The organism is Aerosticca soli (assembly GCF_003967035.1).
Lineage (GTDB): Bacteria > Pseudomonadota > Gammaproteobacteria > Xanthomonadales > Rhodanobacteraceae > Aerosticca > Aerosticca soli.
This window is the reverse complement of the sequence record NZ_AP018560.1, coordinates 1,997,625-2,019,309: the sequence shown is the minus strand read 5'-3', so window position 1 is coordinate 2,019,309 and position 21,685 is coordinate 1,997,625. Positions and strand designations below refer to the sequence as shown.

Annotated in this window: 19 protein-coding genes; 13 read left to right on the top strand and 6 right to left on the bottom strand. The window is 68.5% G+C overall.

The features are described 5' to 3' along the window. Positions 1-38: 38 nt before the first annotated feature. The 3 genes from ALSL_RS09365 to ALSL_RS09355 all read right to left on the bottom strand — a co-directional run bounded on the left by ALSL_RS09365 (position 39) and on the right by ALSL_RS09355 (position 4,461). Positions 39-560: a 3-hydroxyanthranilate 3,4-dioxygenase gene (locus ALSL_RS09365; RefSeq protein WP_126538585.1), complete on the bottom strand. Its 522-nt coding sequence runs from the start codon at positions 558-560 to the stop codon at positions 39-41. Positions 561-713: 153 nt separating this feature from the next. Beyond that, positions 714-2,603 (bottom strand): DNA topoisomerase IV subunit B, encoded by a 1,890-nt coding sequence (gene parE, locus ALSL_RS09360; RefSeq protein ID WP_126538583.1) that lies wholly within the window; start codon positions 2,601-2,603, stop codon positions 714-716. Between the two features lie 61 nt (positions 2,604-2,664). After that, positions 2,665-4,461 carry an aminopeptidase P family protein gene (locus tag ALSL_RS09355; protein WP_126538581.1) on the bottom strand — a complete coding sequence of 599 codons (1,797 nt, stop codon included), beginning with the start codon at positions 4,459-4,461 and terminating at the stop codon, positions 2,665-2,667. Positions 4,462-4,569: 108 nt separating this feature from the next. Here ALSL_RS09355 and pyrG point away from each other — a divergent pair, with 108 nt between their 5' ends. From pyrG to ALSL_RS09315, 8 genes are all read left to right on the top strand, one after another. Beyond that, positions 4,570-6,240, top strand: a complete 1,671-nt coding sequence (gene pyrG, locus ALSL_RS09350; protein WP_126538579.1) for a CTP synthase — start codon at positions 4,570-4,572, stop codon at positions 6,238-6,240. A gap of 19 nt (positions 6,241-6,259) precedes the next feature. Beyond that, the gene (kdsA, locus tag ALSL_RS09345) at positions 6,260-7,096 is read left to right on the top strand and encodes a 3-deoxy-8-phosphooctulonate synthase (RefSeq protein WP_126538577.1); all 837 of its coding nucleotides are present in this window, start codon (positions 6,260-6,262) and stop codon (positions 7,094-7,096) included. Beyond that, positions 7,087-7,863: a hypothetical protein gene (locus ALSL_RS09340; protein ID WP_126538575.1), complete on the top strand. Its 777-nt coding sequence runs from the start codon at positions 7,087-7,089 to the stop codon at positions 7,861-7,863. Before kdsA ends, ALSL_RS09340 begins: the two co-directional genes overlap by 10 nt. Before the next feature lie 64 nt (positions 7,864-7,927). Next, complete coding sequence (gene eno, locus ALSL_RS09335) at positions 7,928-9,241, top strand: phosphopyruvate hydratase (RefSeq protein ID WP_126538573.1); 1,314 nt, start codon at positions 7,928-7,930, stop codon at positions 9,239-9,241. Between the two features lie 14 nt (positions 9,242-9,255). Continuing rightward, positions 9,256-9,573, top strand: coding sequence for a cell division protein FtsB (gene ftsB, locus ALSL_RS09330; protein ID WP_126538571.1), 318 nt, complete (start codon positions 9,256-9,258; stop codon positions 9,571-9,573). 1 nt (position 9,574) lies between these two features. Continuing rightward, positions 9,575-10,264, top strand: coding sequence for a 2-C-methyl-D-erythritol 4-phosphate cytidylyltransferase (ispD, locus tag ALSL_RS09325; RefSeq protein ID WP_126538569.1), 690 nt, complete (start codon positions 9,575-9,577; stop codon positions 10,262-10,264). Between the two features lie 61 nt (positions 10,265-10,325). After that, on the top strand, positions 10,326-10,799 hold the full coding sequence (gene ispF, locus ALSL_RS09320) for a 2-C-methyl-D-erythritol 2,4-cyclodiphosphate synthase (protein WP_126540171.1): 474 nt from the start codon (positions 10,326-10,328) through the stop codon (positions 10,797-10,799). Then, entirely contained in the window at positions 10,796-11,590 is a 795-nt protein-coding gene (locus ALSL_RS09315) for a tRNA threonylcarbamoyladenosine dehydratase (RefSeq protein ID WP_126538567.1), read from the top strand. Before ispF ends, ALSL_RS09315 begins: the two co-directional genes overlap by 4 nt. Positions 11,591-11,612: 22 nt before the next feature. Here the strand turns inward: ALSL_RS09315 and phbB are convergent, their stop codons facing one another. Both phbB and gluQRS read right to left on the bottom strand, forming a co-directional pair. After that, complete coding sequence (gene phbB / locus ALSL_RS09310) at positions 11,613-12,353, bottom strand: acetoacetyl-CoA reductase (RefSeq protein WP_126538565.1); 741 nt, start codon at positions 12,351-12,353, stop codon at positions 11,613-11,615. 84 nt (positions 12,354-12,437) lie between these two features. After that, positions 12,438-13,304 (bottom strand): tRNA glutamyl-Q(34) synthetase GluQRS, encoded by an 867-nt coding sequence (gene gluQRS / locus ALSL_RS09305; RefSeq protein ID WP_126538563.1) that lies wholly within the window; start codon positions 13,302-13,304, stop codon positions 12,438-12,440. 94 nt (positions 13,305-13,398) lie between these two features. Between gluQRS and htpX the strand changes: the two genes are divergently transcribed. Together htpX and htpG are read left to right on the top strand one after the other, a co-directional pair. Next, positions 13,399-14,292: a protease HtpX gene (gene htpX, locus ALSL_RS09300; protein WP_126538561.1), complete on the top strand. Its 894-nt coding sequence runs from the start codon at positions 13,399-13,401 to the stop codon at positions 14,290-14,292. 49 nt (positions 14,293-14,341) lie between these two features. After that, a complete protein-coding gene (htpG, locus tag ALSL_RS09295; protein WP_126538559.1) occupies positions 14,342-16,210 on the top strand; it encodes a molecular chaperone HtpG in 1,869 nt (622 codons plus the stop codon). A gap of 115 nt (positions 16,211-16,325) precedes the next feature. Here htpG and ALSL_RS09290 read toward each other — a convergent pair whose 3' ends face one another. Beyond that, on the bottom strand, positions 16,326-19,718 hold the full coding sequence (locus ALSL_RS09290) for a trifunctional glycoside hydrolase family 18/polysaccharide deacetylase/glycosyltransferase family 2 protein (protein ID WP_126538557.1): 3,393 nt from the start codon (positions 19,716-19,718) through the stop codon (positions 16,326-16,328). A 314-nt stretch (positions 19,719-20,032) separates the two neighbouring features. Between ALSL_RS09290 and ALSL_RS09285 the strand changes: the two genes are divergently transcribed. Genes ALSL_RS09285 through ALSL_RS09275 form a run of 3 tightly spaced genes read left to right on the top strand, consistent with a single transcriptional unit; the run spans position 20,033 to position 21,683 of the window. Then, positions 20,033-20,389 carry an NADH-quinone oxidoreductase subunit A gene (locus ALSL_RS09285; RefSeq protein WP_126540169.1) on the top strand — a complete coding sequence of 119 codons (357 nt, stop codon included), beginning with the start codon at positions 20,033-20,035 and terminating at the stop codon, positions 20,387-20,389. Next, on the top strand, positions 20,380-20,937 hold the full coding sequence (locus ALSL_RS09280; protein ID WP_126538555.1) for a NuoB/complex I 20 kDa subunit family protein: 558 nt from the start codon (positions 20,380-20,382) through the stop codon (positions 20,935-20,937). Before ALSL_RS09285 ends, ALSL_RS09280 begins: the two co-directional genes overlap by 10 nt. 17 nt (positions 20,938-20,954) lie before the next feature. Beyond that, on the top strand, positions 20,955-21,683 hold the full coding sequence (locus ALSL_RS09275; RefSeq protein ID WP_126538553.1) for an NADH-quinone oxidoreductase subunit C: 729 nt from the start codon (positions 20,955-20,957) through the stop codon (positions 21,681-21,683). Positions 21,684-21,685 lie beyond the last annotated feature (2 nt).

Sequence of the window (21,685 nt, the reverse complement as noted above, 5' to 3'; positions counted from 1 at the left end):
TTTGCGGCCCGGCTTGTCGGCTGCGAGTGGTCGCCCGCTCAGGCGTATTTGCCCGGCGCCGGATGGACGTGCCCGCAGGCCGTACAGGTGCGCGCCGCCCGCGAGCGGTAGAAACGCTCGAACACCGGCGGGAAATCGCGCTCGATATCGGCCAGCGTGAAATATTCCTCGTACAGCTTGTGGTTGCAGCGCTCGCAGAACCACAGCAGGCCATCGCGCTCGTGCGGCAGGCGCCGGCGTTCGACCACCAGGCCGATGGAACCGGGCATGCGCTGCGGCGAATGCGGCACGCGCGGCGGCAGGTAGAACACCTCGCCGGCGCGGATCGGGATGTCGCGCGCGATGCCCTCGTCCTGCACCTTGAGCACCATCTCGCCTTCCAGCTGATGGAAGAACTCCGGGCCTTCGTCGTAGTGGTAGTCGGTGCGCGCGTTCGGTCCACCGACGATCATCACGATGAAGTCGCCATCGACGATGCACTTGTTGCCCACCGGCGGCTCGAGCAGGTGGCGGTGCTCGTCGATCCAGCGCTTGAGGTCGATGGGTGGTGTCAGGGCCATGGCATGGGCCTCGTGGCGGCAGATGGTTGCCGATCGGAGCAGCGATGAGGGCGGCGAAGCCTTGGGCGATGATGCGTGCACGAGGCGCCGCGCGGCAGACCTTGGTGCAGGATCGCGCCATTCACGGCGGCGCCGGCGAGAGCGCACGCCGATTCACACCTCCAGCGTGGCGAGATCGCCCTTTTCCTCCAGCCACTGCTTGCGTTCACCGGCGCGTTTCTTGGCCAGCAGCAGGTCCATGAGCTGCGCGGTGGCCGCATCGTCGTCCACGGTCAGCTGCACCAGCCGCCGGGTGTCCGGGTGGATGGTCGATTCGCGCAGCTGCGCCGGGTTCATCTCGCCCAGGCCCTTGAAGCGGGTGACGCTGACTGCACCCTTCATCTTCTCGCGCTCGACGCGGGCGAGCAGGGCGTTCTTCTCGCTTTCGTCCAGGCAGTAGAACACCTGCTTGCCGACGTCGACGCGAAACAGCGGCGGCATCGCCACGAACACGTGGCCCTGGCGCACCAGCGCGGGAAAATGCTTCAGGAACAGCGCCGAGAGCAGCGTGGCGATGTGCAGGCCGTCCGAATCGGCATCGGCCAGGATGATGACCTTGCCGTAGCGCAGGCCGGAGAGATCGTCCTTGCCCGGGTCGCAGCCGATCGCCACCGCCAGGTTGTGCACCTCCTCCGAGGCCAGCACCGCGCTGGATTCGACTTCCCAGGTGTTGAGGATCTTGCCGCGCAACGGCAGGATCGCCTGGAACTCCTTGTCGCGCGCCTGCTTGGCGCTGCCGCCGGCGGAGTCGCCCTCGACCAGGAACAGCTCGGTGCGGGAAAGATCGGTGGCGCTGCAGTCGGCGAGCTTGCCGGGCAGCGCCGGGCCTTGCGTGATCTTCTTGCGCACCACCTGCTTGGCCGCCTTCAGCCGTGCGCTGGCGCGCTCGATGGCGAGCTGGGCGATCTTCTCGCCCCACGCGACGTGCTGGTTGAGCCACAGGCTGAAGGCGTCGTGCACCACGCCCTCGACCAGCGCGGCGGCATCGCGCGAGGACAGGCGCTCCTTGGTCTGACCGGCGAATTGCGGATCCTGCAGTTTCACGCTGAGCACGAAGGCCAGCCGCTCCCAGACGTCCTCCGGCGCCAGCTTGACGCCGCGCGGCAAAAGATCGCGAATGTCGCAGAACTCGCGCAGCGCGTTGGTGAGCCCGGAACGCAGGCCGTTGACGTGGGTGCCGCCCTGCACGGTGGGAATCAGGTTGACGTAGCTTTCCTGCACCAGCTCGCCCTCGATCACCCAGGCCAGGGCGACGTCCAGGGCCTCGGAGCCGCGATCCATGCGATGCACGAACGGCTCGTCGGGGAGGGTCTCCAAACCCTCCAGCGCGCCGCGCAGGTAATCGCGCAGGCCGTCCTCGTAATGCCATTCGCTGACTTCGCCGCTGGCCTCGTCGACGAGCCTCACGTGCAATCCGGCGCACAGCACCGCCTTGGCGCGCAGCAGGTGCTTGAGCCGGGACAGGGAGATCTTGGGCGAGTCGAAGTATTTCGGGTCCGGCCAGAAACGCACGGTGGTGCCGGTTTTCTTCTTCGGCACCGTGCCGATCACTTCCAGCTCGCTGGCGCGATCGCCATGCGCGAAGGCCATGCGGTAGACCTGGCCGTCGCGGCGGATGGTCACCTCCACGCGGCTGGAGAGCGCATTCACCACCGACACGCCGACGCCGTGCAGGCCGCCGGAAAAACTGTAGTTGCGGCCAGAGAACTTGCCGCCCGCGTGCAGGCGGGTGAGGATCAGCTCGACACCGGGAATGCCTTCCTCCGGGTGGATGTCCACCGGCATGCCGCGGCCGTCGTCGCTCACCTCGACCGAGCCGTCGGTGTGCACGATCACCTCGATGTGCGTGGCATGGCCGGCCAGCGCCTCGTCCACCGCGTTGTCGATCACCTCCTGCGCGAGATGGTTCGGGCGGGTGGTGTCGGTGTACATGCCCGGCCGGCGCTTGACCGGGTCCAGACCGGAGAGGACTTCGATGTCGGCGGCGTTGTAGCGGCTGCTCATGGGGAGGGTGACCGGAAGCGGGGCGGCAGGATGGCGGCGACGGCGGGAGGGGTCAAGCCGCTCACAGCGGCGCGCAGTGCCGTTCCAGCCAGGCGAGGTCGGCCCCTTCCAGCAACGGCGCGAGCGCGGCGCGCACGGTCGCGTGGTAGTCGTCGAGCCAGGCGCGTTCCTCGGGGTTGAGCAGCGCCGGCTCCAGCGCGCGGCGATCGAACGGACACAGGGTCAGCGTCTCGAAGGCGAGGAATTCGCCGAACTCGCCGTGCTCGGTCTCGACCACCACGGCGAGGTTCTCGTGGCGGATGCCGTGCCGGCCGGGCTTGTATACGCCCGGCTCGATCGAGCTGATCATGCCCGGTTCCAGCGCCACCAGCGCGGCGCCCGAGGCCGGCGGGCGGATGCCGTGCGGGCCTTCGTGCACGTTGAGGAAATAACCCACGCCGTGGCCGGTGCCGTGGCCGTAGTCCAGACCAGCCGCCCACAGCGGCGCGCGGGCGAGCGCATCGAGCTGCGGGCCGCTCGCGCCTTTCGGAAAACGCACGCGGCTGAGCGCGATCAGGCCCTTCATCACCAGCGTGGCGTCGCGGCGCTGCTCGGCGCTGGTCTCGCCGAGCGCCAGCACGCGGGTGATGTCGGTGGTGCCGCCCAGATACTGGCCGCCGGAGTCGATGAGCAGCAGGCCGCGGCGTTCCAGCGTCGCATGGGCCTCCGGCGTGGCGCGATAGTGCGGCAGCGCGCCGTTGGCCTGGTAGGCGGCGATGGTGGCGAAGCTCTCGCCGACGAAGTCCTCCTGCGCGGCGCGCTCCTCGCGCAGCAGCGCATCGACGTCGAGCTCGGTCTGCCGCATGCCGGCGGCGAGGCGATCCTCCAGCCGGCGGAAGGCGCGGACCAGGGCGGCGCCGTCGCGGCGCATGGTCTTTCGGATGTGCGCGAGCTCGCAGGCGTTCTTGCGAGCCTTGAAGTGCGTGCTCGGCTGGCCGGCCTCGATCCTGCGCACGTGTGCCGGCAACGCGTCGATCACCGCGCAGACCACGCGGGCGGGGTCGAACAGCAGCGCATCGTCTGCGCCGAGCCTGGCCAGGGCCGCGGTCACGGCGGCGTAGTCGGCCAGACGCACGCCATCGGCGGCGAGCGCGGCAAGCGTGTCCTCGTCGAACTGGCTGCGCTCGGCGAACAGCGTGGCGGTGTCGGCGTCGATCAGGCAGTGGGCGAGAAAGACCGGGTTGTAGGCGACGTCGGCGCCGCGCAGGTTGGTCAGCCAGGCGATGTCGTCCAGGCTGGAGAGCAGGTGATGGCTGGCGCCGTGACCACGCATGGCCTCGCGCAGCCGGGCGAGCTTCTCCGCGCGGCCGGTGCAGGCATAGGCCGCGGCATGGGCGAACACCGGCGCGTGCGGCAGGTCGGGACGGTCGGTCCAGACCTCGCCAGGCAGGTCGAGATTGGTGCGCAACGTCGCGCCGTTTTCCTTAAGCAGCCGCTCGAGCTGCCGGCGCGTGGCCAGGGCGAGGCTGTCGCCGGCCACCGCGAGCACGTCGCCGCGGCGCAGACGTTGCCGCAGCCAGTCGAGGTGTTCGGGGGCATGGGCCACCCGCTGCCGCATCAGCGCGATGCCGCTGCCGGCCAGTTCGCGTTCGGCCTGCTCGAAATAGCGCGCGTCGGTCCACAGCCCGGCGTCTGTCGCGGTCACCACCAGGGTGCCGGCCGAGCCGGTGAAGCCGGACAGCCACGCCCGCGCGGCCCAGTGTGCGGGCAGGTATTCGGAAAGGTGCGGATCGGCGGTGGGGACCAGGCAGGCGCTGACGCCGTGCCGGACCATGGCCTGGCGCAGCGCGGCCAGGCGGGTGGGGATGGGGGCATTCATCCGCACCATGCTAACGCCCAACCCGGCGGTGAATCGAGACTCGCCTTCGCCTCGCGGCGCACCGCCCGGTGCGGCTAAAATGCCGAGTTTCCGGCACGGCGGTTTTCCATGACTCCCCTCATCTTCGTCACCGGCGGCGTGGTGTCCTCGCTCGGCAAGGGCATCGCGGCGGCGTCGCTTGCGTCCATCCTCGAGGCGCGCGGGCTTTCGGTCACCATGATGAAGCTCGATCCGTACATCAACGTGGATCCGGGCACCATGAGCCCGTTCCAGCATGGCGAGGTGTACGTCACCGACGACGGCGCCGAGACCGACCTCGACCTCGGCCATTACGAGCGCTTCGTGCACACCCGGCTCACCGGCAAGAACTCGGTCACCACCGGCAAGATCTACGAGAGCGTGATCCGCAAGGAGCGCCGCGGCGACTATCTCGGCGCCACCGTGCAGGTGATCCCGCACATCACCGACGAGATCAAGCACGCGATCCACGAGGCCACGCGCGGCTTCGACGTGGCGCTGGTGGAGATCGGCGGCACCGTCGGCGACATCGAGTCGCTGCCGTTCCTGGAGGCGATCCGCCAGCTGCGCATCGAGCACGGCCCGGAAAAGAGCCTGTTCATGCATCTCACCCTGGTGCCCTTCATCAAGGCCGCCGGCGAGATCAAGACCAAGCCCACCCAGCATTCGGTGAAGGAGCTGCGCTCGATCGGCATCCAGCCGGACATCCTGCTGTGCCGCTGCGAGCAGCCGCTGCCGGAAGGCGAGCGGCGCAAGATCGCGCTGTTCACCAACGTGCCGGAGGATGCCGTGATCAGCGCGGTGGACGTCGACGTCATCTACAAGACTCCGCTGTGGCTGCACGAGCAGGGCCTGGACGACATCGTCGTGCGCCGGCTCGGGCTCGAAGCCGGTCCGGCGGATCTTTCCGCCTGGCAGCGCACCGTGGATGCGGTGCTGCATCCCAAGGACGAGGTCACCATCGCCATCTGCGGCAAGTACGTCGAGCACAAAGACGCCTACAAATCCCTGGGCGAAGCCCTGCGCCACGGCGGCATCAAGCAGCAGACGCGGGTGAACCTCAAGTGGATCGACGCCGAACAGATCGAGGCCGAGGGCGCGGCGAAAGTGCTGGCCGGCGTCGACGGCATCCTGGTGCCGGGCGGCTTCGGCAAGCGCGGCTTCGAAGGCAAGGTGCAGGCGGCCAGGTACGCCCGCGAGCACAAGGTGCCGTACTTCGGCATCTGCTATGGCATGCACGCGGCGGTGGTGGATTTCGCCCGTCACGTCGCCGGCCTGGAAGGCGCCGATTCCAGCGAGAACGACCGCAACACGCCGCATCCGGTGATCGCGCTGATCACCGAGTGGACCACCGCCAGCGGCGCGGTGGAGACCCGCGACGAACGTTCGGACCTCGGCGGCACGATGCGGCTGGGCGCACAGGAATGCCGGCTCAAGGCCGGCACCCTGGCGCGCGAGCTGTATGGTCGCGAGGTGGTGCGCGAGCGCCATCGGCACCGCTACGAATTCAACAACCGCTACCGGCAGATGTTCGAGGACCTGGGGCTGGTCATCTCCGGCAAGTCGATGGACGATCTGCTGGTCGAGATGATCGAGCTGCCGCGCCAGCAGCATCCGTGGTTCCTGGCCTGCCAGGCCCATCCGGAATTCACTTCCACCCCGCGCGAGGGCCACCCGCTGTTCATCGGTTTCATCCAGGCCGCGCGCGAGTACAAGGCCGTCCGCGAGGGCGTGCGGCTGGCCCGCGAGGTGACGGCATGAGGCCGTACGAGGTGCGCGCATGAAGCTCTGCGGTTTCGAGGTCGGCCTGGACCGGCCCTTGTTCCTGATCGCCGGCCCCTGCGTGGTGGAATCCGAGCAGTTGCAGGTCGACACCGCCGGGCGGCTCAGGGAGATCACCCGGCGGCTCGGCATCCCCTTCATCTTCAAGTCCAGCTTCGACAAGGCCAACCGTTCCTCGGGCGCGAGCTTTCGCGGCCTGGGCATGGAGGAGGGGCTGCGCATCCTCGCCGAGGTCAAGCGCCAGGTCGGCGTGCCGGTGCTCACCGACGTGCACGAATACACGCCCTTCGCCGAGGTGGCAGCGGTGGTCGACGTGCTGCAGACGCCGGCCTTCCTGTGCCGGCAGACCGACTTCATCCAGGCGGTGGCGCGCGCCGGCCGGCCGGTGAACATCAAGAAGGGCCAGTTCCTCGCGCCGTGGGACATGAAGCACGTGGTGCAGAAGGCCTTCGATGCCGGCAACCGCGACATCTTGGTGTGCGAGCGCGGCGTCAGCTTCGGCTACAACAACCTGGTTGCTGACATGCGTTCGCTCTGTGCGATGCGCGACACCGGCTGCCCGGTGGTGTTCGATGCCACCCATTCGGTGCAATTGCCGGGCGGGCAGGGCGCGAGTTCCGGCGGCCAGCGCGAATACGTGCCGGTGCTGGCGCGCGCGGCGGTGGCGGCGGGCATCGCCGGCCTGTTTGCCGAAACCCATCCCGATCCGGACAAGGCGCTTTCCGACGGGCCCAATGCCTGGCCGCTGGACCGTATGGAGCCCCTGCTGGAAACCCTGCTGGAGCTCGATGCCGTGACCAAGCGACACGGTTTCCTGGAACAGACATGCGCTTGAGGCACGCGACGCTGCTCGCCCTGCCGCTGCTCGCTTCCTGCGCGTGGATGCCCTGGCATCACCGCGGCGAGGACGCCAAGCCGACCGCGGCGACATCGGCGCCGCCGCCGGCGGAGGCGACGCCCGCCCAGCCGCAAACGCAGCAGCCGCGGCGTGGCTGGCTGCCCTGGCACTGGCATCGCAAGCCGGCCGCGGCGCCGGCCCCGGGCGCGGGCGGTACCGCGGCGTCGGCATCGAGCGCGAGCACGGCGCCGGTGAGCGCGCCGGTGCCGCGCCTGGTGCTCACGCCGCCGCCCGCAGCGGCCGCGTCTGTCGCGGTCACGCCGAGCGTTCCGACGTCGTCGGCCGAGACTGCCGCCGCCGGTCCGTATGCGCCGCTCAGCGAAAGCGAATGGCGCGAGCTCTTCGACGCCTATCGCGCCCTCGCCCTGTGCGAGGATCGCTACATGCACAGCGCCGGACTCGATCGTGGCGCGGTGGCCGCCCGGCTGGTGGCGCTCGGCAAGGCCGATGCGCTGCGCAGCGAAGCGCTGCACCTGCTCGGACCCCAGGCGCCCGCTGCCTGGCGCCAGCCGCCGCCGGCGGACGCGCAGGCCGCCTACGTCGACCAGACGCTGACACTTTTGATGGCTCCGGCCCCGGAGGTCGGCCTCGGCCGCGAACTGGCGCGCAAGGCCACGGCGCGCTATTACGTAGCGGAGGTCACCGGGGCGGTGTGCAAGCCTGGTCCGCGCTATCGCGCGCTGTTGCGCAAGGCGGCCCAGTGATGGTTCGGCGCAATCCGGTTGCCGGGTCCGCTTTCCCCTTTGTCGACTGCCGATGGATGGTGTCATGAGCACGCAAATCACCCGTATCCATGCCCGCGAGATCCTGGATTCGCGCGGCAACCCCACCCTCGAGGCGGAAGTCACCCTGGCCGGCGGCGGCTTCGGTCGCGCCGCGGTGCCGAGCGGCGCCAGCACCGGCACGCGCGAGGCGGTCGAACTGCGCGACGGCGACAAGTCGCGCTACGGCGGCAAGGGCGTCAAGAAGGCGGTGGGCCACGTCAACGGCGCCATCGCCAGCGCGCTCAAGGGCACGGACGCGGCCAACCAGGGCCGGCTGGATGCCACGCTCATCAACCTCGACGGCACGCCGAACAAGGCCAGACTCGGCGCCAATGCCATCCTGGCGGTGTCGCTGGCCGCCGCGCATGCCGTCGCCGCGCAGCGCAAGCTGCCGCTGTGGCGGTATCTGGCCGAGATCAACGGCACCACCGGCGAGCCCGGCGCGCTGCCGGTGCCGATGATGAACATCATCAACGGCGGCGCGCACGCCGACAATAACGTCGACGTGCAGGAGTTCATGGTGCTGCCGGTGGGCGCGCCGAGCTTCGCCGAGGCGCTGCGCTACGGCGCCGAGATCTTCCATGCGCTCAAGAGCGTGCTGAAGAGTGCCGGGCACAGCACCGCGGTCGGCGACGAAGGCGGGTTCGCGCCGAACCTGCGTTCCAACGTCGAGGCGCTGGACACCATCCTGCAGGCGGTCGAGAAGGCCGGCTTCAAGGCCGGCGGCGACATCCTGCTTGGCCTGGACGTCGCCAGTTCGGAGTTCTTCAAGGACGGCAAGTATCACCTCGACGGCGAAGGGCGCGCCTTCACGCCGCAGGCGTTCGTCGACCTGCTCGCCGACTGGGCGGGGCAGTACCCGATCATCACCATCGAGGACGGCATGGCCGAGGGCGACTGGGACGGCTGGAAGCTGCTCACCGAGCGCCTGGGCGGCAGGATCCAGCTGGTCGGCGACGATCTCTTCGTCACCAACCCCGCCATCTTCCGGGAAGGCATCGACAAGCACGTCGCCAACGCGATCCTGATCAAGGTCAACCAGATCGGCACGCTGTCCGAGACGCTGGAGGCGATCGCGATGGCCGACGCGGCCAAGTATGCGGCGATCGTCTCGCATCGCTCCGGCGAGACCGAGGACACCACCATCGCCGACATCGCCGTGGCCACCACCGCGACCCAGATCAAGACCGGATCGCTGTGCCGTACCGACCGCGTGGCCAAGTACAACCAGCTGCTGCGCATCGAGGAGGCGCTCGGCGCGGCGGCGCGCTATGCCGGTCGCGACGCCTTTCCGAACTTAGGACGCCTGCCCGGCTGAACCGCCGGACCGCCATGCTGCGCTGGGTCGCGCTCGTCCTCCTCGTGCTCCTGGCCGCGCTGCAGTTCAAGCTGTGGAACGGCCATGGCGGCATGCGCGAGGTCGAGGCGTTGCGGCGCGCGGTGAGCCGCCAGCAGGAGGAGAACGACCGCCTGCGCGAACGCAACCAGGCCCTGGCCGCCGACGTGGAGGACTTGAAGCACGGCGAACAGGCGGTGGAGGCGCGCGCGCGCGCGGAGCTTGGCCTCATCAAGCCGGGCGAGGTTTTCTATCAAGTGGTCGAGCCGCCGTCGACGACGAGCGCGCCGCCCGCCGACGACGGTACCCACTGACATGGACGGATTCTGGTGCGTGGTGCCGGCGGCCGGGCGCGGCACCCGGGTCGGCGGCGACCGACCCAAGCAGTATCTGCCGCTGGCCGGCCGGCCGCTGCTGCTGCACACCCTGGAGCGCTTGGCCGCGCATCCGCGCATCGCCGGGCTGATGGTCACCCTGTCCGCGGACGACGGCCATTGGCCCGGCATCGATGCCTGTGCCGGCAAGCCGGTACGTACCGCCGTGGGTGGTGCCGAACGCTGCCACTCGGTGCTGGCCGGGCTCGCGGCCTTGCCGGCGAGCGTCGGCGAGACCGACTTCGTGCTCGTGCACGATGCCGCGCGGCCGTGCGTACGGCATGCCGACATCGACCGGTTGATCGAGCGCGCCGGCGCCCAGGAGGGTGGGCTGCTCGCTGCGCCGCTGCGCGATACGCTCAAGCGTGCCGATGCGTGGGGTCGCAGTGTGGCGACCGAGCCGCGCGAGACGCGCTGGCGGGCGTTCACGCCGCAGATGTTCCGGCGCGGCGCACTGACCGCGGCGTTGACGGCGGCGCTGCAGGCGGGGCAGTGCCCCACCGACGAGGCGATGGCGATGGAGCTTGCCGGCGCGCGACCGCTGCTGGTGGAAGGCGCCGAGGACAATCTCAAGGTGACCACCGCGGCGGATTTCGCCCTCGCCGAGTGGTTGCTCGGCCAGTTGAATTGACCCACGCCGGCGATGCCGGGAGCGTCCCTGCATCGGGTGAAACGGATGGAGGCAATGCTTGATGCGGATCGGTAGCGGTTTCGATGTGCACGCCTTCGCCGAGGGTGATCACGTGATGCTGGGCGGGGTGCGCGTGCCGCATCATCACGGCCTTGCGGCGCACTCGGACGGCGACGTGGTAATCCATGCCCTGTGCGACGCCATCTTCGGCGCGCTCGCGCTCGGCGACATCGGCACCCATTTCCCGCCCTCCGAGGCGCGCTGGCGCGGTGCCGACAGCCGGCAATTCCTGCGTCATGCCGCGGCCTTGATGCGCGCGCAGGGCTATCGGCTCGGCAACGCCGACGTCACCGTGATCGGCGAGGCGCCCAAGGTCGCCCCGCACGCAGCGGCCATGCGCGAGAACCTCGCCGCCGATCTCGATTGCCCGGTCAGCGCGATCAGCGTGAAGGCGACCACCACCGAGAAGCTGGGCTTCCTCGGTCGTCGCGAAGGCCTCGCCGCGCAGGCCTCGGTGCTCCTGGAGCGCGCATGAGCTCTTCCAAGGTGGCGCAGGAACGCTTCGCCGGCATCGAGCGTCTCTACGGCGCCGGTACGCTGGCCAAGCTGGCGCAGTCGCACGTGGCCGTGGTCGGCATCGGCGGCGTCGGCTCGTGGGCGGCCGAGGCGCTGGCGCGCAGCGGCGTCGGCCGGCTCACCCTGATCGACGGCGACGAGGTGTGCCTGTCCAACACCAACCGCCAGCTGCATGCGCTGGACGGCGCGTACGGCAAGCCCAAGGTCGGCGTGATGGCCGAACGGCTGCATGCGATCCATCCGGCGCTGCGGCTGGAGGCGGTCGAGCGCTTCCTCACCCCGGCGACGCTGGATGAACTGCTCGACCGCGGCTACGACGTGGTGCTGGATGCCTGCGACGCCTTTCGCGTCAAGCTGGAGGCCATCGCCTGGTGCCGGCGCCGCAAGCTGCCGCTGGTCACCGTGGGTTCGGCCGGCGGTCGCACCGATCCCACCCAGATCCGCGTGCGCGACCTTTCGCGCACCGAGCACGACGCCATGCTCAGCCTGATCCGCAAGAAGCTGCGCCAGGACTTCGGCTTTCCGCGCAATCCCGGGCGCTACTTCGGCGTGAGCGCGGTCTATTCGCTGGAAAACGTGCAGTACCCGCAACCCGACGGCAGCGTGTGCGGCACACGGCCGCCCGGCGGCGATGCCTTCAATCTCGCCTGTGGCGGCGGTCTGGGCTCGGCCACGCATGTCACCGGCGCTTTTGCCTTTGCCGCCGTCGGCAAGGTGCTGGAGAAACTGCTCGCCAAGGGCGCGGCATAATCTGCGCCCTCGCGCCGGACGATCACCAGCCCATGTAATGCCCGCCGTTGATGGCGAGATTGGCGCCGGTGATCCAGCTCGCCTCGTCGGTGGTGAAGAAGGCCACCGCGTGGGCGATTTCCTCCGGCTTACCGAGCCGGCCGATCGGAATCTGCGCGACGATTTTCTCGCGGACTTCCTCGGGCACCGCCATCACCATGTCGGTGGCCACGTAGCCGGGGGAGACGGTGTTCACGGTGATGCCGAACTTGGCGTTTTCCTGCGCCAGCGAGATGGTGAAGCCGTGCATGCCGGCCTTGGCGGCGGCGTAATTGGCCTGGCCGTACTGGCCCTTCTGGCCGTTGATCGAGCTGATCTGCACGATGCGGCCCCACTTGCGCGCACGCATGCCCTCGATGATCGGCCGGGTCACGTTGAAGCACGCATTGAGGTTGGTGTTGATCACGTCGATCCACTGCTGGTAGGTCATGCGGTGGAAGGTGGCGTCGCGGGTGATGCCGGCGTTGTTGATCAGGATGTCGATCGGGCCGCACTGTGCCTCGATCGCGCGCACCATCGCCGCCGAGGATTCAGGGTCGGCGACGTCGCCGGGCACCATGCACACCTCGATGCCGTCGTCCGCCATGCGTGCCCGCCAGGCCTGGGCCTTGGCTTCGTCGCGGTAGTTGGTCGCCACCTTGTGCCCCTGGCGGGCGAGGTAGCGGACGATGGCGGTGCCGATGCCGCCGGTGCCGCCGGTGACCAGGGCGATGCGTTGGGTCATGACTGCGATTCCTCGATCTGGTTGGGGCTTAGGGGTCCGCCTTGCGTTTTTTGCGACGGAAAAGTTTGCTGCCCTTATAGCCTTTCAGGCAGCCGATTGCGCCTTGCAGTGCGGAAAAGACGCCGGGTCGAAACGCTCGAGCGCCGCCTGGAGCAGGGCCGCCGGCGTGGCGGCGCGCGCATCGACACGCTGGCCGAGAAAGGCCAGTGCGCGGCGCAGCGCCGGCATGGGATCGGCCGGGTCGACCGGCACCGCGTGCGCGGATTTGGACAGCTTGCGGCCCTGCGCGTCCAGCGCCAGCGGCAAGTGCAGGTAGCGCGGCGTCGGCAGGCCCAGGCAGCGCTGCAGCCAGATCTGCCGCGGGGTGGAATCGAGCAGGTCGCAGCCGCGCACGACTTCGGTGATGCCCTGGAAGGCATCGTCCACCACGCAGGCCAGCTGATAGGCGTAGTAGCCCTCGACGCGACGCACGACGAAATCGCCGGCCGTCTCGCGCAGCTCGCAGTCTTGCGGCCCCTGCAGGCCATCGACGAAGGCGATCGTCACCGCCGGCACGCGCACTCGCCAGGCCGGCGCCCGGGATGGGGCGGGCGGCGCCACGCAGCGGCCGTCGCGGTGCATGCCGCCGGCGGCGGCAAGGTCGGCACGGCTGCACCAGCATGGAAACACCAGGTCGCGTGCGCGCAGCTGCTCGAAGGCGGACGCATAGGCCGCCTGCCGGCCGGACTGGAACAGCGGCGGCGCATCGGGATGGAGGCCGAAGGCCGGCAGCGCCTCGAGGATGGCGCGCGCCGCGCCGGGCACCTCGCGCGGCGGGTCGATGTCCTCGATGCGCACCAGCCAGCGGCCGCCGGCATGGCGTGCACACAGCCAGCTGCCCAGCGCGGCGACCAGCGAGCCGAAGTGCAGGCGTCCGGTCGGCGAAGGGGCAAAGCGGCCGCAATAGCGCATGTTTGCCATTATGCAGCGACCGACAAGCACCCTTGAAAGGGCGGCAGGCTGCCCCGAATAAAAGTTGTCGTTTGACTGCCAGATCGAGACAGCCATGCGTCGCATCCTTCTGTTCCTGCTCACCAACCTTGCCGTGCTGCTCCTGCTCGGCATCGTCTGCCACGTGTTCGGCATCGATCGCTGGGCCGAACTGCATGGTCTGGGCGGCCTGTACGGCCTGCTCGTGTACGCAGCGGTCATCGGCATGGGCGGCGCCTTCATCTCGCTGGCGATGTCCAAGCCGATGGCCAAGTGGTCGACCGGCGCGCGGGTGATCGAGACGCCGCAGAACGAGCTCGAACGCTGGCTGCTCGATACCGTGCGTCACCACGCGCAGGCGGTTGGCATCGGCATGCCCGAAGTGGCGATCTACGAAGCGCCGGAAATGAACGCCTTCGCCACCGGCATGTCCAGGGACCATGCGCTGGTGGCGGTCAGCACGGGTCTTCTGCAGAAGATGGATCGCGAGCAGATCGCCGCCGTGCTCGGCCACGAGATCGGCCACGTGGCCAATGGCGACATGGTCACGCTGACGCTGATCCAGGGCGTGCTCAACACGCTGGTGATTTTTGCCGCGCGCATCGTCGGCCGGCTGGTGGACGGCTGGCTGTCCGGCGGGCGCGATCGCGAGGGAGGCGGCGGCATCGGTTATTTCGTCACGGTGATGGTGCTGCAGCTGGTGTTCGGCCTGTTCGCCAGCTTGATCGTGATGGCCTTCTCGCGCTGGCGTGAGTTCCGTGCCGACGCCGCCGGCGCGCAGCTGGCCGGACGCGGCGCGATGATCGCTGCGCTCGAGCGGCTCAAGCTCGACCACGGCGAGAACACCTTGCCGCAGTCGCTGGCCGCTTTCGGCATCTCCGACCGGGTCGGGCAGGGCTTGCAACGGCTGTTCATGAGCCACCCGCCGCTGGAAGAGCGCATCGCCGCCTTGCGCCAGGGCCAGCCTTGAACCGCAACCGTTTCGACGCTCCACCTCACTTTCACTGGAATCTCCGCGCATGAACGCACCCGTCGAGTCCCGCAAGTTCGAAGCCGAAGTCGCCCAGGTGCTGCGCCTGGTCACGCACTCGCTGTATTCGCACAAGGAGATCTTCCTGCGCGAACTCATCTCCAACGCTTCCGACGCCTGCGACAAGCTGCGCTTCGAGGCGATCGGCCGGCCCGAGCTTCTGGCCGGCGAAGGCGAGCTGCACATCGACGTGAGTTACGACAAGGACGCGCGCACCATCACCGTGCGCGACAATGGCATCGGCATGAGCCGCGAGGAGGTGATCGCCAACCTGGGCACCATCGCCAGCTCGGGCACGCGCCGCTTCCTCGAATCGCTGAGCGCCGAGCAGAAGGCCGATGCGCGCCTGATCGGCCAATTCGGCGTGGGCTTCTATTCGGCCTTCGTGGTCGCCGACAAGGTCACCGTACTCACCCGGCGCGCCGATCTCGATCCGGCCGAGGGCGTCAAGTGGGAGAGCGACGGTGAGGGCGAGTATGCGCTGGCCTCGGTCGAGCTGCCCGCACGCGGTACCGCCGTGGTGCTGCATCTCAAGCCCGATGAGGACGAGTTCCTGAGCGGCTGGAAGCTACGCGAGCTGATCCGCAAGTATTCCGATCACGTCGCCTTCCCGATTCGCATGCCCAAGGAAGTCGATGGCAAGCCCACCGACGAGTGGGAGACCGTCAACGACGCCTCGGCACTGTGGACCAAACCCAAATCGGAGATCTCCGAGGAGGACTACCAGAGTTTCTACAAGTCGCTCGGCCACGACTTCAACGATCCGCTGGCCTGGACGCACAACCGCGTGGAAGGCAGCCAGAGTTTCACCACGCTGCTCTACATTCCCGCGCAGCCGCCGTTCGACCTCATGCTGGGCGGGCGCGACGAGCGCAAGGGCCTGAAGCTCTACATCAAGCGCGTCTTCATCATGGACGCCGCCGAGGAGCTGCTGCCGAACTACCTGCGCTTCGTGCGCGGCGTGGTGGATGCCGACGACCTGCCGCTCAACGTCAGCCGCGAGATCCTGCAGCAGAACCGCCAGCTGGAGCGGATCAAGGCCGCCTGCGTCAAGCGCGTGCTCGACCTTTTGGAGAAGCTGGCCAAGGACGAGCCGGAAAAATACGCCACCTTCTGGAAGGCGTTCGGCAACACGCTCAAGGAGGGCATCGTCGAGGACCCGGCCAATCGCGAGCGCATCGCCAAATTGCTGCGTTTCGCCTCGACCAAGAGTCAAGGCGCCGGTCAGACCGTCTCGCTGGACGATTACATCGCGCGCATGCCGGTCGGTCAGGACACGATCTGGTACATCACCGCCGAAAGCTACGCCGCCGCGGCCGGCAGCCCGCAGCTGGAGGCCTTCAAGGCCAAGGACATCGAGGTGCTGCTGATGTACGACCGCATCGACGAATGGATGCTGGGCAGCCTGACCGAATACGCCGGCAAGAAACTGCGCAGCGTCGCCAAGGGCGAGCTGCCGCTCGACGAGGCCGACAAGAAGAAACAGGAGGAGGCCGCCAAGGCCGCCGAGCCGCTGCTCAAGAAGCTCAAGGAACTGCTCGGCGAGCGCGTGTCCGACGTCCGGGTGTCCGCGCGACTCACCGACTCGCCCGCCTGTCTGGCGCTGTCCGACTACGACATGGCGCCGCATCTGGCGCGGCTGTTGCGCGAGGCGGGGCACGAGATGCCGCAGAGCAAGCCGATCCTGGAGATCAATCCGCAGCACCCGCTGCTCCAGCGCCTGGATGCCGAGGGCGACGAGGCCAAGGCCCGCGATCTCGCCTTGCTGCTGCTCGATGAGGCGAATCTCACCGCCGGCGCCCCGCTGGAAGATCCGGCGGCCTTCGTGCAGCGTGTGAACCGCGCGCTGCTGGGCTGATTCCGGCGCGGGGCCAAGGCGGCGCGGCGCGGCCATCGTCTGGCCGCGCCGCCGTCTTTTATGGCGTTGAAGCCCACCCGCGGTACGCGCAAGGGGGGCTTTCCGATCCGCGAGGTCAGCCGCTTTCGCCCGCCTGCACGGTGGCCTTGCGCTCCTGCTTGCCCCAGCCCACCCAGGCGCCGCGCAGGGCCGTCCACACCGAACGTACGACGACGTAGTACATGATCTGGCGATAGCCGAAGCGCTGCAGCACCAGCCACCACAGCAGGCTCCACTTCTCGCGCTTTTCCATGGCGAAGGCGAGCACGCCGGCGGCCAGGTCAACGACCATGAACACGGCGTAGAAGATGCCCATCTTGATCAGGTTGTCCGGGTTGAACTGGTGCCGGTGCTGCAGATAGTCCAGGCCGGTGGAAAAGAGCTGCCAGACCATCAGCAGGTCGACCAGCGGCGAGACCACCGAAAACAGGATCTGGAACAGCCACACCTGCGGCAGCGCGACCATGCCCAGCGCGCCGTAGCGAGGGTTGAACGTGGCGCGGCGGTGCTTCCATAGGCACTGCAGGGTGCCGTAGGCCCAGCGGAAGCGCTGGCGGGCGAGGCCGCGCAGGGTGTCCGGCGCCTCGGTCCAGGCCACGGCGCTGCTGTCGAACAGCGCGGTGTAGCCGGCTTCCTGCAGCGCCAGGGTGAGATCCTGATCCTCGGCCAGGGTCTCGGCGGGGAAGCCGCCCAGACGTTCCACCGCCTCGCGGCGCCAGGCGCCCACCGCGCCGGGCACCACGGTGATGGTGCCGAGCGCGGCCAGAGCGCGGCGTTCCAGATTCTGCGCGGTGATGTATTCCAGCGCCTGCCACAGCGTGATCAGGTTGATGCGGTTGCCGACCTTGGCGTTGCCGGCCACCGCGCCGACCCGTGGATCGGCAAACCAGCGCACCAGGCGGGCGATGGTGTCCGGCTCGAACTGGGTGTCGGCATCGAGCGCCACGATCACCTCGCCGCCGGCCGCCCGCAGCGCCGTGTTCACCGCATTGGCCTTGCCGCCGTTGGGAATGCGGATCAGGCGCACGCGCGGCTCGTCGGCATAATGGTCCATGACCACCTGCGCGGTGCCGTCGGTCGAGCCATCGTCCACCACGATCACTTCCAGGGTGACGTGCCGGCTCTTGAGGATGCGGCCGATCGCGCTGGCGATGACCTTCTCCTCATTGAAGGCCGGAATCAGCACCGACACCCGCGTCGGCGCGTCGCCGGCAGGCGGCTTGCGGCGCCGCTCGCGTCGCCAGTTGATGATCGCCAGCCCGCCCAGCACCGCCAGCCGCGCCACGCCGAGACAGACCGCGGTGACGAACAGCGCATGCAGAAAATGGCCGAACCAGCCCAGGGTGAGGAACACCGAGCGATCGGCCCAGCGCGCCAGCGACCCGGGCGGCAGCGGCGGCATCGCCTGGTCGCGGCCAAGGCCGGCCAGCTGCGAGACGGTGACGAAGGTGTAGCCCTGCGCGCGCAGGCCGTCGATGATGCGCGGCAGCGCGGCCACCGTCTGCGAGCGCTCGCCGCCGCCGTCGTGCAGCAGCACCACCCGGCTTTGCCGGTCCGGACTTTGTCTGGCCACCTGGGACAGGACGCCGTCGACGATCTGGTCGGCCGGCAGACGCTGCCAGTCGTCCGGGTCGATGTGCAGTCCGACCGCCACATAGCCGAGTTTCTGCGCGATCTGGATCGGTACCAGCTCGTCGGCGGTGGTCGGTTCGGCGTCGCCGAAATAGGGCGCGCGGAACAGCCGCAGCGAGCGCCCGGTGAGCGCCTCGAAAAGGCGCTGGGTGGCGTTGAGCTCCAGGGTGATGATGCCCGCGGGCATCTCGCCCATGTTGGGATGGGTGAAGCTGTGGTTGCCGACGTCGTGGCCCTCGGCGACCTCGCGCTGGACCAGCCCCGGCGACATCTCGGCGTTCTCGCCGATGATGAAGAACGTGCCCGGCACGTGCTTGGCCTTGAGGATGTCCAGGATCTTCGGCGTCCATTCCGGGTCGGGGCCGTCGTCGAAGGTCAATGCGATCTCCTTGGGCGCGGTGCCCACGCGCTGGATCACGTAGGAGGCGGGCAGTGCGGTGTAGTGCTCGTCGGCGACGTCGCCGCTGGCGCCATCCACGGTGAATTCGCGCGCGCCGGCCGCGGGGGCGCGGGTGATCTCGAGGATCTCGCCCTGACCTTCGATGTCGATGTCCTTGCCCTCGTCGATCGTGCGCAGACCGTCCGGCGCGCCCGCGCCGTAGGGACGGCCGAGCACCGACCACAGGGATGGATCCTCCGAACCCAGCCGCCACACCGCATAGCCCCAGGGCTTGTAGACGTCCGCGGCATGCACCTGGTTGTAGCCGGTGACGCCGTCCAGGAACCACACCTGGTGCTCGGTGCCGTCATCCTCGCTGTAGGAGAAGTGCGGGTTGCCGGTCGCGCCGTCGAAGAGGATCGCGGCGCCCGAGTCGCTGGCACGGTCCATCGCGTCCTGGAAGGTGAGTGTTTCAGCCTTGTGCCCCGCGCTCCAGTCATAGCCGTAGCCGCCCAGGGCGATGATGGTCTGGTCCGGGTCCAGCTCGGCCATGCGTTTGTCGAGCGTGCGCTCGAACCAGTCCTGACTGGCGATGCTGCCCGGCGTCAGTCCGGCCCAGTGCTCGTCGTAGGCCATCAGCAGTTCGAAGTCGACCAGGTCGGCGTAGGCCTTGTAGTCCCAGTCGGCATCGTCGAACGGTACCGACAGCACGATGCCCCAGCCGTGCGGCGCGAAGGCGTCGGACAGCTCGGCGAGAAAGCGCTTGAGGTCGGCCTGCGCGCTGGGCGGGATGTCCTCGAAATCCACCGTGAGGCCCTGAAAGCGGTGCGCGGCGAGGAAGCCGACCAGCGCATCGACCAGGGCATGCCGACGCGCCGGCTCGGCGAGCAGCGCCGCCAGACCGGCCCCGTTCCACTGGCCGTGATCCATGTTTTGCACCACGGGCAGGATCGGCATCGATGGCTTGTCGTGACGGATCAGCTCCAGTGCGCGGCTGTCGACGGCGGCGTGCAGATTCAGGTCCGGTCCTTCGAGGTTGAGCCACGAAGGCAGCACCCAATCGAGTCTGGGCAGCGCGCGCTTGAGCGCCGGATAGCTGTTGTCGTCCCAGTTCACGTAAAAACCGATCGCCAGCGGCCGGTCGGCGGGGCGGTCCAGCGACGACAGCGGCGTGCGCGAGGGATGGGTGCCGGCATGCGGGCGCAGCTGGCGCTGGCGTGCGCGTGCCTCCGCGGCGAGTTTTTCCGCCGGCCTCAGCAACTGCGGTGCGGCGGCCTTCACCGCGTGTAGCGCCCGGTTGTGCCCAAGATGCAGCGCATCGAGGTTGGGCCCGATGAAAACACTCATCACGCACGCGACGACCAGCAAGGTGCTGACCACGGCCAAGGCCAGGCTGAAGCGCGAGACGTGGCTCGCGCGCCGTCCGGTGGGATCGAAAAAAATCGGTTTTTTATGCATACCAAGAGGTGCGTCCGTGAGGCACCATTGTCGTGACGGTCATGTGAACTGCCGCCGAGTGATGCGCGCCGCCGTGCAGGGCTGCGCTCATGCGGGAAAGATACCCCGCAGGCTTGTCGCCGCCCCCGCACGCGCTGATACAATAGCCGGGTTCACGAGCTTGGATCGTGTCAACCGGCCGTCTGCGTATTCCCCCACGCCCACGGTCGTCGCCCGACGAGCCCGCACACAGCGGCTTGCCGAATGGAAGTGGATGGACCGCGTGCGGCGCGGTCCTTGAGATGCGCGTCGAGTGCGCGGAGGCAGATGTCACCATGCTTGCCGAATACTGGCCCATTCTTCTGTTCATCGTCGTCGCGGCGGGCATCGGCTTGGCTCTGCTCGCGATCGGCATGCTGGCCGGGCCGCGCCGCCCGGAACCGGAAAAGCTCACGCCGTACGAATGCGGGTTCGATCCCTTCGACGACGCGCGTACGCGCTTTGACGTGCGCTACTACCTCATGGCCATCCTGTTCATCATCTTCGACCTGGAAATCGCCTTCCTGTTTCCGTGGGCGGTGGTGTTCAAGTCCATCGGTGCCGTCGCCTTGATCGAGATGGCGCTGTTCCTGCTGCTCTTGGTGATCGGTTTCGCCTACGTCTGGAAGAAAGGGGCGCTGGAATGGGAATGATGTCCGCCATCGACCGGGTGATGCACAACCCGGAGCCGCTCAACCTCGTCGACGACATCCTGCGCCCGGGCGGCGACAACCCCGTGCTGCAGCGCGGCTTCGTCACCACCAGCGTGGATGCGCTGCTCAACTGGGCGCGCACCGGCTCGATGTGGCCGATGACCTTCGGCCTCGCCTGCTGCGCGGTGGAGATGATGCACGCCGGCGCCGCGCGGCTGGACCTGGACCGCTACGGCGTGATCTTCCGCCCGAGCCCGCGCCAGAGTGACGTGATGATCGTCGCCGGCACGCTGGTCAACAAGATGGCGCCGGCGCTGCGCAAGGTCTACGACCAGATGCCGGATCCCAAATGGGTGATCTCGATGGGATCCTGCGCCAACGGCGGCGGCTACTACCACTATTCCTATTCGGTGGTGCGCGGCTGCGACCGCATCGTGCCGGTGGACATCTACGTGCCCGGCTGTCCGCCCACCGCCGAGGCGCTGATCCACGGCATCCTGCAGTTGCAGAAGAAGATCCGCCGCACCCACACCATCGCGCGTTCCTGAAAAGGCCAGAAGACGCAATGACCGATTCGCACAAGCTTCCGCTGGCCGAGCGTCTCGCCGCGCGTTTCGGCGACACGCTGAAGATCGCGCGCCATCGCGACGAGACCGTGGTCGAGCTGGCGGCCGGCGACCTTCTCGCCGTCGCCCAGGCGCTGCGTGACGAGCCGGCATTCCTCTTCAGCCAGCTCATCGACCTGTGCGGCATCGACTACTTGGGCTACGGCCAGGACGAGTGGAACACCGAGACGGTGTCGGGCACCGGTTTCTCGCGCGGCGTGGAAGGTGCGGCCGTGGGGCGCTTTGCATGGGAAAACCGCCCGCGTGCCGGGCATCATCCCCGCCGCTTCGCTGCCGTGGTGCAGTTGCTCTCGCTCGAACACAACCTGCGGCTGCGGCTGCGCATCTACGCCGAGGACGACAGCCTGCCCGTGTTGCCCTCGCTGACCGGCGTGTGGCCGAGCGCCAATTGGTATGAGCGCGAGGCGTTCGATCTCTACGGCATCCTGTTCGAAGGCCATCCGGATCTGCGCCGCATCCTCACCGACTACGGTTTCGTCGGCCATCCGTTCCGCAAGGATTTCCCGCTGATCGGCAATGTCGAGGTGCGCTATGACCACGAGCTCAAGCGCGTGGTCTATGAGCCGGTCTCGATCGCCCCGCGCGTGCTGGTGCCGCGCGTGATCCGCGACGACGCCGATCTGATCCAGGCCAAAGCCGAGGCCGCCGACGACTGGCGCAGGAACTGATC